This is a genomic window from Litorimonas sp. WD9-15 (genome assembly GCF_050271975.1).
Lineage (GTDB): Bacteria > Pseudomonadota > Alphaproteobacteria > Caulobacterales > Maricaulaceae > Litorimonas.
Genome location: NZ_CP189850.1, coordinates 994,736 through 1,007,608, shown reverse-complemented (window position 1 = coordinate 1,007,608; position 12,873 = coordinate 994,736). Strand labels below are relative to the sequence as shown.

Below are 12,873 nucleotides of genomic sequence, written 5' to 3'. Positions count from 1 at the left end.
ATATGGCAAATACCCGAATGAAGGGCCGCATTATGGCCAAATTCGGGCTTAGACACGCCCCATAGTTTTGACGGATTCTCCCATGGACACACTTGACCCCAAAGACGTTGCGAATGAGCTGGATGGTTGGACCGGCGGCGATGATTTCATCACTAAAGTTTTCCAATTCGAAGATTTTGCGGAAGCCTTTGGTTTTATGACGCGCATCGCGATTATCGCGGAAAAAATGGATCATCATCCCGAATGGTATAATGTTTACAACCGTGTCGACGTGACCCTGACGACCCATGATGCGGGCGGTGTGACGGAAAAAGATGTTACGCTGGCCAATGCCATGGAAAAGGCTACGTCATGAAGCCAGCCCTAGTTTTCGCATTGCTTTTGGGCACGGCCACACCTGCACTCGCGCAAAGCAACATCTCCATCATGCCCGTCTGTCCGGGCGGGGCGGTTATCGAATTGGACGGTCAACCTGCCTGTGCAAAGGAAGACACGCTGGCGCTGCTAATCTCTGATTTTGAAGCCTCCGAACTTGAATTCGACATTTACCGCCGCGGGCAGGAGGGCGACAGAGCCGCCCTTCGCCTGCTGCCGGATAATTCACCCGAAGCGGCGGCGGAGGCGGATGAACGTCGCACCCGCTTCCTCTCCCGCCATGCCGCGCTGTCGACCGTTCCGATGACGGATGCGGACCGGATGAATTATGATCTGCTCGGCTTTGTCCTCACGCAGCGTCAACGCCTCGCGCCATTTGATGCAGCACGCATTCCATTTATGAATGATAGCGGGTTTTTCAACGAACTCTCTTTTGTCGTCCGTCAGACGGATTTCAAAACGGTTGAAGATTATGAAGCCTATGCGTCCCGCCTGACCCGCCTGCCGCGTTTCTTCGGGCAGGCGCAGGAAAATATGCGGCGCGGGATACGCGACGGATTTACGGCCAGCGATATTATCTTGCCAGGCATCCAAGAGATGATCGACGACATGGCGGAAAGTACGCCGGAGAGCCACCCGCTCTACGCGCCGTTCAAATCCTTCCCCGAAGACATGGCTGAAGCCGATCAAGCCCGCCTGCGCGGATTGGGCAGAGCAGCCCTCGAATCCGCAGCCATTCCCGCCTATCGCGATCTGGCGAAATTTATGCGTGATGAATATGCGACCGCCGCACGTCAAACGGCAGGCCTCGGCGATAGCGAGACGGAACGCGAATACTACCGCGCCCTCACACGGTATTTCACGACATTGGATATGTCCCCGGACGAGGTTCACGAACTGGGCCTGCGCGAAGTTGCGCGCATTCGGGCCGAGATGGACGGCATCATCGCGGAGACGGAATTTGACGGAACCTTTACGGAATTCCTGAATTTCCTGCGCACCGATCCCCAATTTTACGCAACGACGCGCAAAGAGCTGCTGATGCATGCGAGCTATTTGGCGAAGAAGCTGGACGGGAAGATGCCGGAATATTTCGCGACCCTGCCGCGCCTGTCCTACGGCGTCATTCCCGTGCCGAAAGAGATCGAGAAGACCTATACCACCGGCCGTTATTTTGGCGGAAATCCGGATCGCGGACAGGCCGGCAATTATGTCGTGAACACCTATAACCTGCCGCAACGCCCGCTTTATAACCTCCCTGCCCTGACCGCGCATGAGGGCGTGCCGGGACACCATATGCAAATCGCGATTGGGCAGGAACTCAAAGGCCTTCCGAAATTCCGCCAGAGCCTTTATCCCAATGCCTTTGGCGAGGGTTGGGGACTCTATGCCGAGAAACTCGCCGGAGAGATGGGCATATACGAGACACCTTATGAGCGGTTCGGGCAGTTATCTTATGAGATGTGGCGCGCTTGCCGCCTTGTTGTCGATACGGGTCTGCATTGGAAAGGCTGGACGCGGGAGGAGGCAGAACAGTGTTTCCTGGAGAACTCCGCCCTCGCTCCGCATAATATCAAGACGGAAGTCGAGCGCTATATTTCATGGCCCGGACAGGCGCTGGCCTATAAAATCGGCGAGCTGAAAATTCTGGAATTACGCGACAAAGCCAAAACGGAATTAGGCTCGGATTTCGACATTCGCCGCTTCCACGATGCCGTCCTGGAAAATGGGGGCATTCCACTGGATATGTTGGAAGAGCGGATTAATCGCTTTATTTTTTCCGAACGGCAACGAATTTCGGAAAGCGCCAACCCGGTCAATGCGCCGCCGCTTTAGCCCCAATTGAAAATGCCCACCGAAAGACGACCTCAAAAGGTCGGTTTCGGCAGGCATTGTCAGCCCCCATTATCTGGGTAGGTTAGAAGCGGTAGCGTCCGCGTATTGTCACTGGAATTGTGACACGACCCTGATTGTTATTCAGTCCGCCCAGTGCCGTTCCCGGCGCCAGCAGGCTGTTATCCGACTTTAATCCGCCCTGAAAACGGACACCCGTTTCCAAACCAATTGTTGTGTAACGCGCGACGGGCGTTTCCAGGCCGACGAGCGCGGCACCAGTTGGCACCCAGCTATCTTCGTAAAATCCGAAAGAGCCACCGTTAATATCGCGGTCGCCATTGCGGGCATTATCGACGGAGATGTCACCGACGCGAGACACACCTGCGCGAGCCTCTACATAAGGACGCACACTGTCGAGGATGATACCATTTGTAGGTTGGAAATATTGACGCAATCCGATTTCAGCACCAAAGGCTTCATAGTCGCTGAGTGAGCCCGTAATGGCCCGGCCATTGATGGAGCCGAAGTTCTGCACACCATCGCTATCGGCTTGCTCATAATGACCCAGCAAGCTGACCTTTGTATTCGGCGCTAGTGCATAAGACCCGCCAAGTTCGGCGCGGACGCCCGTATCATAAGCATCACCAAAAGAGATTGAGTCAAATTCCGTACCTTCCAAATTATTTGAGCGGCTGGCTGTTACGATATTATTCCCGGCCGCAAATGACGGACCAATGCCGCCTTCGAGGTTCCAACGGGCCAAACAATTGCCGGAATGGCAGCGTTTATCCGGTGTGTGCGCCGCAGGCTGGCCGTAATAACCGGTTTGCGGATTATAATTTGTGTGGTCTTTTTTTCCGCCGAGGCCGAGGAAAGAACATCCCGACAATGCGATGGCGGCGGCGCCGAGCATGAGAATACGCATAGTATCATCCTGTATGTTCCGGATTGGCACAATCGCCTATTTGTTCCGGTATCTTGCAGGATGAGGGTGCAAAGCAGAGGCCAGTTTTTGAAAACACTCCCCTAAAACGAGAAAACCCGACCGCGAAGGCCGGGCTTTGAAACTTTATCTTTGGATTTGCTTAGAAAGCAACCCGTCCGCGGAGGCTGACCGGAATGGAAATCCGGTCTTCTGCTGCCGGGTCATTCGCTTTCAGGTTATCGCGCCAACGAATGCCGGTTTCGACACCAATCGCGGCACGCGGACCTACAGCCATTTCCGCACCGATGACACCTGCCGCCGTTGGACGCCATCCACTATCGATGAATTGCTGCTCATTAAAGAGGTCACCATTATCATCATATGTCTGGGTCAGTGTGACCGCGTCATTATAGGCAAAACCTGCAGACGCACCGACATAAGGACGAAGCGCATAGCTGTTGCCAACATATTGACGAACACCGGCTTCGAGCGTGTATTGCTCAAGATCGCTGAACTCACCGCTGAGTGTGCGCTCTGTTGCGCCGACATCCGGTGTGAACGTACCCGCCGCATCATATGTACCTGATGTAAAGGATCCTGTTGAAACAGACTGTCCTTCTTTTTTTGAATATCCTGCAGTCGCCAAGAGCGTTGTGTTGCGGGAAATATCATAGCTTGTCCCGCCGCCGATTGTGAACCCGTCTCCAAATGCGTCAGAATAGCTGATGGCATCAATTGCACCGGCTTCGCCGCCACCTCCGTCAGCCGGCCCAGCCTCTTTTCCACCGAAAAGGTCACCGTCAATATCAAATTCTGAACCGCCAAAGACTTCAAAGCCAAAGGGCATAGCACCTGACCCACCGCGCAGTTGCGTGCCACAAGGGACTGAGCCCGGACCACAAGGCGCCGCGCCGTAACCGGCTTGGCCACCATAAGCTGCAACACCGTAAGGCTGCGGCACGTAAATCGGTGCGCCCTGAATATTTTGAACATATTGACCGTTGATATATTGGCCATTGGAAAGCTGTGTTCCGACAACATTTTGTCCGTAGGCCGCGGCACCGTAAGGGGCAGCCGCACCAAGTGTTGTCACACCTGCGCCGTAACCTGAGTTAATCGCGCCCGGGCCAAACTCGCCGCCAATTCCCTGTGCGGAAAGACCCGCACTGACATTTTGACCGTAACCTGCGCCTGCCGGACCATATCCTGCGACGCCTGCAAAAGGATCAACGCCATACCCGGCCTGTTGACCGTAACCCGCCTGACCAAATCCAGCTTGGCCGTATCCTGCATGACCATGACCGGCATGTCCGCCGTAACCCGCTTGCCCGGTGGCGCATCCCGCGCCGTAACCCTGTGCCTGATAGGCTTGACCGTAACCTTGTTGACCATAGGCCTGTGTCGGTCCACATCCGGCACCGTAGGCGCCATTTGCCGCACCGTAGCCCGCATGGTGTTTCTGTCCGCCCATTCCAAGCCAGGAACAACCCGACAATAATACCGCTGATAATGCGCAAGCTGCAAGCCTCATGTCGGCCTCCTTCATTTTGAACCTTCGTCCTCTTGTCTCAACTTAAAACAGAGGATGCTTAAAAAACCGTTCCCAAACCGGAAACAAAACCTTAACAAAACCAAGTCTTTGCTTGGTTAATGAACCCAAACCCTAAAAATTGACCGATCCGCGCAATGTGAACGGGATGGAGATATTCGCATCGCCCTTTTCGCCGGAGATTGTTTCCCCCGCCGCATTGGTGAAATCTGCATATTCTCGCGCGCCCTGAACCCGGACACCTGTTTCCGCCGCGAGCGCGAAGCCCGGAGTCAATTGCCATTCGGCCCCAACATTTAACTGACCCTGTGGAATCCATTGTGAGTCATAAAGGCGGGTCGAATTTGCCGGTGTCGGAACGGTGTAGAAATGTTCAGCGTCACCCGTTTCTTCAAATGTGCGCTGATAAAAAGCTTGCGATTGTCCGACCGTAACATCAACCGCGCTGACATGAGACGCCCCGACGGCACCGCCGATAAAGGGCGTGACCGTGCGGAAGCCTTCAGACTGTACGAATGGCTTCAGGTAATGGCGGGCACCGATTTCGACATCATATTGTCTGAGGTCGGAGAAATCATAAGTGAACCGCGCAATTTCATTATTAGGAATAAAAGTTACATTTCGGATCGGACCGCCACTTGGCACAAATGCACCCGGCACAGGGTCACCCTCAGCATTGAGGACCGGCGAGTAATTCTGTATAATGTCTTCTTGATACAGCGTTGCAGTCACAGTCGCACCATCGCCAGAATTACCTTCTGCGTGAGTATATCCACCATTCACGAAAACAGTTGTGTTCTTACCGGCGACATATTCCAATCCGGCTTTCAGGCTGGCCGGTGTTGACCAAACATCATCAAAAGAAACTGTCGGGCGTGTGCTGGATTCAAATGTATTTGGCGCAAAGATATTTGCGGCATCCAGTTCATTTGCAGTAAAACGGGTCGTGACGATCTGGCCCTCGGCCTGAGAACCCGTAACACGGCCTTCATTATAAACTTGAGGATTATATCCGTTACGCGGGTCGAGATCGTCCCTGACGCCATAATCAAGCAGGTTGCCGGAGACACTTTTCTCGACACCGAGAGACAGTGAACCGCGCAGTTTTGGCTTTTTCAGCTTGGGCCCTGTCTGATAATGTTGCGTCTGGCCGTGCGCTTGCCCGACTGCCGTGCCATATGATCCATCCGCATATTGCGGTTGGCCATATTGCGGTTGTTGCGGAAAACCATTGGTGGAGCGGTATTGACCCGCCCCGTACTGACCTTGCGGCGCAGTCGCGAGGGTGACTTGCTCCGGACGGCAACCTTGCGGGATTTGTTGGCGCGGGGAAAAGACCTGACAGCGATTGGCCACGTTATGTGAGCCATATTGACCGTGATGCGCCGCTTTCTGCTTGGCATAAGGATTTTCATATTTTCCCGGCTTACCCGTGATAAAAGAACACCCTGACAGTAAAACCGCAGACAAAGCAGCAGAAGCAGCAACAGAATACAGACGCATATCGTCCCCCGAAAGCAAACCCAGATTTGGGCACGGGACGCACTCGCCCCGTCATGGTTAATAGGGGTGTGAATGATTTTGCTTAACAACCCGTTTAGGCGGGAGATTTTCGTGAGATTTTCCCTAGAGGAGTGTTTTCACCGCCTCTGGCGGGCGTCCAATGATGGCCCGCTCACCATCACTGACAATGGGACGTTCGATCAATTTCGGATGTTTGGACATGGCTTTGAGCAGGGCGTCAGACGCATTGACGGCCTTTAAGCCCAGCTCTTTATATATCGCTTCGCCCCTCCGCATCAGCGCGCGAGGATCGTCGAGACCTAATTGGTTCAGCATTCCCGTGATCTCTGCTGCCGTTGGCACATCGTCTAGATATTTACGAATTTCGACAGGTTTGCCAGCCGCTTCTATGAGGGCCAGCGTTTGTCGGGATTTCGAACAGCGGGGATTATGCCAGATCGTCAACATGGGAGATCCTCTCTTTTGCGGGTTGCCAGAGTGCGCGTGTAACGCCAAATGGGTCCCGTGACCACAGCCAGCCCAAAAGTCCTGCTCATCAGTTCCACCGTCGCCAGTTCGCGCGTCGGCGCAACAGCGGCCGGCTTTTGCTTGCAGCGATTGGGCGTGGAGACGGTTGTGCTGCCCACGACGCTAATGGGGCGGCATCCTGGATGGGGTGCGCCCGGTGGTGGGGCAGTGGAGACTGAACGTCTGCGCAAGATGTGGCATGCCATCCGCAAACAGGACCTGCATTTTGACGGTGTCCTGACGGGATATATGGGCGAAGTCGGACATATTGATCTGGCGGCAGATATTATTCGCGACATCCGTGCGAAAAATCCGGCGGTCAAAATCTGGGTCGATCCTGTTATGGGCGATCACGGAAACCTCTATATTCCCGAACACCGTGCGGCGGCCATTCGGGACGCCCTCGTCCCCCTCGCGGATTGTATTACGCCAAACCTCTGGGAGCTGTCTTGGCTGTCCGGTCAGGTATTAGACACGCCACAGAATATTCGAAAAGCGGCATCGGCTTATGGCTCTGTCCTCATCACCTCTGTGCCGGATGGAGAGGACATTGGCGCAGCTTGGGAGTCACCAGAGGATGCGCTCATCTGCTCGCACGAGAAATTCGCCTCTGTGCCGCATGGTGGCGGGGACAGTCTCGGCGCGATCTTACTGGCCCATCATTTGCGCGGGTTGGACGCACGGACGGCTCTCAGTGCAGCTGTCGGTTCAATCTTCGATATTATGCGCGCCGCCAATGAAGCGGATGCGGGCGAGCTGCCACTCGTGCGCTGCCAAGGGGCGCTCATCGCGCCGCAAGGCCTAGACGTGAAGGACTACATATAATGACCGATTATCCCTTGAGCGGCCAATTACCAGATCAATTCAGCTCCTTGCGGACGACGATTGATACGAACTTCACAGAACATGAGGAGTTGGGTTTTCAATTCTGCGTCATGCAACATGGCCGCACGCTTATTGATATTCAGGCGGGTTGGACCGACCGCCAAAAATCCGCACCCGTCGATGAAGACACGCTCTTCGCCGTCTTCTCCTCCGGCAAAGCCGTCGCCGCGCTCGTCATCGCGTGGCTCGTAGAAGAAGATAAAATCGGCTATGACCAATTGGTCGAGACGATCTGGCCGGAATTCGCGCAGGCCGGAAAAACCGGCCTGACCATTGGTCAACTCATGTCGCATCAATCCGGTCTATCCGGCATCATCAATCCCGATTGGACGCCTCAGGATTGGTTCGATTGGGAGAAGACCATTCAACAATTGGAAACCCAAACGCCCCTGTTTGAACCCGGTTCTGCCTCCGGCTATCATCCTGTGACTTACGGTTTCCTCGCAGGAGAAATCGCACGCCGCGCCGACGATCAAGGCCGCACCTTGGGCCGAATCCTGCGCGAAGAGCTTTGCGACATAGCGGATGCGGATGTCTGGATTGGCCTGCCGGAAGCCGAGCATGCGCGCTGCACTCAGATGCAAAAGCCGAAAGCCATGGCCGATCTCGGTGAGATGAATGAGGCCTCCAAAGCAGCCTTCATGCAAAAATGGTCTTCCCCCGGCGGCAAAGGCACACAGGCTTGGCGTGAAGCGGAACTGGCGGGATCGAACTGTCACGCCACAGCGCGTGGTTTGGCGACGCTGATGCAGATCGGCGCGGATGGACGGTTGGCGGGCGCACCTTTCCTCAGCGAAGATATACTCGCCGCCTTCTCCAAATCGCGCATCTCCGGCCAGAATCTCGTCCTGCCTTTCGAGATCGACTTCGCGGCGGGAGTCATGCGCAATTCACCTAACTTCTTTTATGGTCCGACGGCGTCCACACTCGGCCATAGCGGTTGGGGCGGGTCGTGCCTTTTTGCCGATCCGGTCACGGGTCTGCACGGGGCTTATACAATGAACCGACAGCGCAACACGTTGCTGGGTGATATCCGCCCGCGCGCCTTGATCGACGCTGTTTACGAAAGCCTTTAGAATGAGCGCACTTGTAGAACGACTTTGGGAACTCGGTCCCACAATGGTGGAGGGCACGCCCCACGCGCAAAAAATCGGGATGAAATTCGTTGCCGTGGATAAGGGTCGGGCGACACTGTCCCTACCTTATAACACGGCCCTCATCGGGGACCCCGCAACGCGCGTTGTGGCAGGCGGTGCGGTGACAACCTTGCTGGACCAAGCCAGCGGCCTTGCCGCGATTGCAGGGTTCGACGCGCTCGGCCCCGTCGCGACACTCTCCCTGCGCATTGATTATCAGCGCCCCGCCAAACCGGGCGAAACCATAATTGCCGAAGCCATCTGCTATAAGGTCACGCGTAATGTCGCCTTTGTTCGCGCCGTCGCCCATGACGGCGATGAGGAAGATCCAGTCGCCACGGCGCAATCCTGTTTCATGGTCACGGGAAAACAATATACCGTCGAAGAAACTTACAAGGCGGGAGACAAGACATGACCCCGCGCGACGCCCAGAAGCTGGTAGAGTCCATTCCCTATGCGAAGAGCCTCGGTATTGAGGCCCGCCTCATGGGGGACGATTTTTTCCTCGTCCTGCCCTACACAGATAGTAATATCGGCAATCCCGCCCTGCCCGCGCTCCATGGCGGTGTCGTCGGTGGGTTCATGGAAGTTTGCGCGATGGCGGAATTAAAACGCCGGAGCCTTGAGCTGGGCGACCCTCATGCGAAATTCGCCAAGACCATCGGAATCAATGTCGATTACCTGCGCCGCGGGAAACCCGTCGAGACTTATGCCCGCGCCGATATTTTCAAAGAAGGCAGCCGCGTCGCCAATGTCCGCGTGCGCGCCTGGCAGGAGCGCGAAGACAAACCCATCGCGGCCCTGAGCGGGCATTTCCTCCTACCCCGTGCGGATGATAAATGACGCCAGTGATGGAGATCTGTTCACTCGAACGGTGGAACAGGCTCTGCCGACGGATGGGCCTTGCGGCAGATGCCGCAACTTATAGTGATCTGGTTGTGGCTCATGCAGAGAAACACCGCGCTTATCATACGCTCGACCATATCGCCGCCTGTCTGCGGCATTTGGATGAGGTTCGGGACCAAACCGAACGCCCGGATGAAATCGAAATGGCGCTCTGGTTTCACGACGCTATCTATAAACCGCTCTCCGGCACAAATGAAGAAGACAGCGCGGACTGGGCGGCAGACTGGCTGGCCAAACGCGGGGCGGAAGACGCGGTCATCTCGCGAATAGTAACCCATATTCTGAACACCAAAAGCCACGGCACGCCAGAATCTCTGGACGGGCAATTCATGCTCGACATAGACCTCTCCATCCTCGGCACACCTAAACATGTTTATGACCAATTCGAAAAAGACGTGCGGTTTGAATATCGCCGCGTCCCAAAATTTATCTTCCGCAAGAAACGCGCGGAGATTTTGAGCGGTTTTCTAGAGCGGAATAGGATTTATGCGACGGAATATTTTTACGAAAAGCTTGAGACTCAGGCCCGGAAAAATCTGCTGCAAGCCATCGAAATGTTGCAGCGTTAGGGAAACAAAAATTAACGCTAAGGTTTAAATTAAATTGAACGGCTTTTTGCTACTGGCGCCACATGACAAAGCTCGTGGGATTTCTGACAAATTACGTATTAATCGATTTCGAGAACGTTCAGCCCAAAAATTTGAATGTACTCAAAGGAGAACACTTCAAAATTTATTTGTTTCTAGGCGCAAAACAAACCCGCATTGATGTTCCACTCGCGACCGCCATGCACGAATTTGGACCTGAACGTGCCAGATATATTAGAGTCTCGGAAACGCGCGCCAACGCACTCGACTTTCATATGACATATTATCTGGGGCAACTCGTCACCCGTGATCCCGACGCATATTTTCATCTCATAACAAAGGATAAGGGGTTTGACCCGTTGATCGATCACTTAATGTTGGAAAATATCAATGTCCGTCGGCGCGAAGCGCTTGCTGATATTCCAATATCAAATATCAGCAAGGACGCAGATTTAGACGAAAAATTTGATGCCATTATCAAAAATCTTATAGGGCGGGGTCAGGCAAAGCCCCGTACGGAAAAGACTCTCAAAAACGTCATGCGAAATGTTTTTAAAGAGGGTTTAACTAAGACAGAAGTCAACGCGCTTTACAACAAATTGACCGCTTCAAATTATATCACATCCAGTGACAATAAAATTTCCTATTCCCTACCAAGGTAGTATATTTTGCAGCCCTAACAGCGACGCATATTGCATGACTTCATAGGCGCATTTCTTTATGCCTCTCCCATGATTGCCGCCGCCACACTCACCCGACGCAATGTCTTTAACCAATCTTGGCCAATTATGCTCGCCAATGGCGCCGCGCCGATTGTGGGTCTTGTCGACACATTGATGGTCGGTCGTTTTGTTGGGACGCAGGCTCTAGCAGGCATCGGTTTGGGCGCGGTCATTTACGGGATTGCCTATTGGGGATTTGGCTTTTTACGCATGTCGACGGCGGGCTTGGCCGCGCAGAGTGACGGGGCGGGCGCTGAGGCCGAAGTGCAGGCCCATATTCTGCGCGCTATTCCGATTGGTCTTGTCATCGGACTTCTCGTCTTCGCGCTGCAAATCCCTCTCCTGACAGGCGCATTTAAAATTTTCACCGCGAGCGCGGAAATTGAGGGCAGCGCGCGGGATTATATCATGGCGCGGCTTTGGGGGCTGCCTGCTACCCTCGGCACAATCGCACTCATGGGTTGGTTTGTCGGGATCAGTCGCGCGGGATTAGCGCTCTGGCTTCAGATCGTCCTCAATATCGTGAACATTATTCTCTCGCCAATATTTGTGATTGTCTTAGGCGGCGGTTTGGTCGGCGTAGGGCTGGCGAGTGCGGCTGCAGAATGGGCGGGTTTTGCGGCGGGCCTGTTTTTGATGATCCGCGAGGTGCGGCGGCGCGGCGGTTGGAGGCCCGGCGCGTTCACGAAGAAAGTGCTATTGGCCAGAGACGCCTTGTCGAAACTGGGTGTGGCCAATGGGAATATTTTTATCCGAACAATGGCCCTGACCGTTGGATTTAATTTCTTCGGCAATGCGGCCGCGACGGAAGGCGAGACCTTCCTCGCGGGTTATCACGTCCTGATGCAGATGATCACCATGGCCGCGCTTGTGCTGGACGGGTTTGCCCACACCGCCGAAGCCGTGACAGGGGCCGCTTATGGGGCGAAGGACAAACCGCGCTTCAAACGCGCTGTCCGGTTGACGAGCGAGTTTTCCGTCGGCTTCGCGCTCCTGATCGGCGTGTTGATTTACTTCGGCGGGCCCTATCTCATTCAATTGCTGACAACAGATCCTGCCGTGCGCGAGAGCGCCATGACCTATCTCCCCTATTGCGCCCTCGCGCCCATCATGGGCTTTGCGGCCTATCAGATGGACGGGATTTTCATCGGCACGACCCGTACCGCCGCCATGCGGAATGCGGGAATTGTCGCCGTCATTTTATATATCGCCGCGCATTATGTCGTGTACCCGATCTTCGGCGCGGCGGGCATCTGGATCGCGTTTTTATTCTATTACGTCATGCGGGCTGTGACGTTAGGCTTCGCCTATCCGGCGATCACGAGACATATGGAGGCGACTGCATGAGCATTCCTGAAGGCTATAAACCCCACTTCCGAAAATCCGCTTTCACCGATCCGTGGGAGCCGCTCTATTCCCGTATGACGCCGGACCAAATCAGTCTCGGCGCGGTCCTGCGCGAGGCGCATTGTAATTCGCGCGGGATTATTCACGGCGGATTTATCTCATCCATCGCCGATAATGCGATGGGCCTGACCTGCGCACAGATGATGAAAGCGGAGGGCCGCGAGATGAAAAGCCTCATCACCGTCAACCTCTCCGTCGACTTTACGGGCATGGCAAAGGTCGGCGAATGGATTGCGACACAAAGCGAGATGGTAAAGCTCGGCGGCAGTCTTGGCTTCGTGCAGTGTCAGTTGGTGACGGAAAAGGCGATCGTCGCCCGCGCCAATGCGACGTTTAAATTAGGTTAGGGTAGCGCGACCTTCGTCGGACGTTTTGGGTCATATATAATTCTCAATTTCTGACCACTCTTGAACCGGTTACATGCCGCGCCGCGTTTAGCCAAAACAGCTTCAACGAATTCTCCTCGACCCTCAGGCTGATAATTGACAGTCACGAGACATCCTTTCCCTTGCCG

14 protein-coding genes are annotated in these 12,873 nt (G+C 54.7%); 10 read left to right on the top strand and 4 right to left on the bottom strand.

Annotated features, from left to right (window positions below; translation table 11 throughout):
• Nucleotides 1-82 precede the first annotated feature (82 nt).
• Nucleotides 83-355, top strand: coding sequence for a 4a-hydroxytetrahydrobiopterin dehydratase (locus ACP9M6_RS04755; protein WP_427453951.1), 273 nt, complete (start codon nt 83-85; stop codon nt 353-355).
• Nucleotides 352-2,211: a DUF885 domain-containing protein gene (locus ACP9M6_RS04750; protein WP_427453949.1), complete on the top strand. Its 1,860-nt coding sequence runs from the start codon at nt 352-354 to the stop codon at nt 2,209-2,211. The genes ACP9M6_RS04755 and ACP9M6_RS04750 overlap by 4 nt, the downstream gene beginning before the upstream one ends.
• An 82-nt stretch (nt 2,212-2,293) precedes the next feature.
• Here ACP9M6_RS04750 and ACP9M6_RS04745 read toward each other — a convergent pair whose 3' ends face one another.
• The 4 genes from ACP9M6_RS04745 to arsC form a co-directional block, all read right to left on the bottom strand.
• Nucleotides 2,294-3,136 (bottom strand): hypothetical protein, encoded by an 843-nt coding sequence (locus ACP9M6_RS04745; protein WP_427453947.1) that lies wholly within the window; start codon nt 3,134-3,136, stop codon nt 2,294-2,296.
• 160 nt (nt 3,137-3,296) lie between these two features.
• Nucleotides 3,297-4,667: a hypothetical protein gene (locus tag ACP9M6_RS04740; protein ID WP_427453945.1), complete on the bottom strand. Its 1,371-nt coding sequence runs from the start codon at nt 4,665-4,667 to the stop codon at nt 3,297-3,299.
• A 132-nt stretch (nt 4,668-4,799) separates the two neighbouring features.
• Nucleotides 4,800-6,188, bottom strand: coding sequence for a hypothetical protein (locus ACP9M6_RS04735; RefSeq protein ID WP_427453943.1), 1,389 nt, complete (start codon nt 6,186-6,188; stop codon nt 4,800-4,802).
• A gap of 123 nt (nt 6,189-6,311) precedes the next feature.
• Nucleotides 6,312-6,656, bottom strand: a complete 345-nt coding sequence (gene arsC / locus ACP9M6_RS04730; RefSeq protein ID WP_427453941.1) for an arsenate reductase (glutaredoxin) — start codon at nt 6,654-6,656, stop codon at nt 6,312-6,314.
• Nucleotides 6,657-6,713: 57 nt separating this feature from the next.
• Between arsC and ACP9M6_RS04725 the strand changes: the two genes are divergently transcribed.
• The 8 genes from ACP9M6_RS04725 (at nt 6,714) to ACP9M6_RS04690 (ending at nt 12,706) form a co-directional block, all read left to right on the top strand.
• Nucleotides 6,714-7,541 (top strand): bifunctional hydroxymethylpyrimidine kinase/phosphomethylpyrimidine kinase, encoded by an 828-nt coding sequence (locus ACP9M6_RS04725; protein ID WP_427453939.1) that lies wholly within the window; start codon nt 6,714-6,716, stop codon nt 7,539-7,541.
• Nucleotides 7,541-8,677, top strand: coding sequence for a serine hydrolase domain-containing protein (locus ACP9M6_RS04720; protein WP_427453937.1), 1,137 nt, complete (start codon nt 7,541-7,543; stop codon nt 8,675-8,677). Before ACP9M6_RS04725 ends, ACP9M6_RS04720 begins: the two co-directional genes overlap by 1 nt.
• A gap of 1 nt (nt 8,678) precedes the next feature.
• Nucleotides 8,679-9,152 (top strand): PaaI family thioesterase, encoded by a 474-nt coding sequence (locus ACP9M6_RS04715; protein WP_427453934.1) that lies wholly within the window; start codon nt 8,679-8,681, stop codon nt 9,150-9,152.
• Complete coding sequence (locus ACP9M6_RS04710; RefSeq protein WP_427453932.1) at nt 9,149-9,580, top strand: PaaI family thioesterase; 432 nt, start codon at nt 9,149-9,151, stop codon at nt 9,578-9,580. The genes ACP9M6_RS04715 and ACP9M6_RS04710 overlap by 4 nt, the downstream gene beginning before the upstream one ends.
• 8 nt (nt 9,581-9,588) lie before the next feature.
• Nucleotides 9,589-10,212, top strand: coding sequence for an HD domain-containing protein (locus tag ACP9M6_RS04705; protein WP_427454755.1), 624 nt, complete (start codon nt 9,589-9,591; stop codon nt 10,210-10,212).
• Nucleotides 10,213-10,274: 62 nt separating this feature from the next.
• A complete protein-coding gene (locus tag ACP9M6_RS04700; protein ID WP_427453930.1) occupies nt 10,275-10,892 on the top strand; it encodes a PIN domain-containing protein in 618 nt (205 codons plus the stop codon).
• A 69-nt stretch (nt 10,893-10,961) separates the two neighbouring features.
• On the top strand, nt 10,962-12,299 hold the full coding sequence (locus ACP9M6_RS04695) for an MATE family efflux transporter (RefSeq protein WP_427453928.1): 1,338 nt from the start codon (nt 10,962-10,964) through the stop codon (nt 12,297-12,299).
• Complete coding sequence (locus ACP9M6_RS04690) at nt 12,296-12,706, top strand: PaaI family thioesterase (RefSeq protein ID WP_427453926.1); 411 nt, start codon at nt 12,296-12,298, stop codon at nt 12,704-12,706. The genes ACP9M6_RS04695 and ACP9M6_RS04690 overlap by 4 nt, the downstream gene beginning before the upstream one ends.
• Nucleotides 12,707-12,873: the final 167 nt, after the last annotated feature.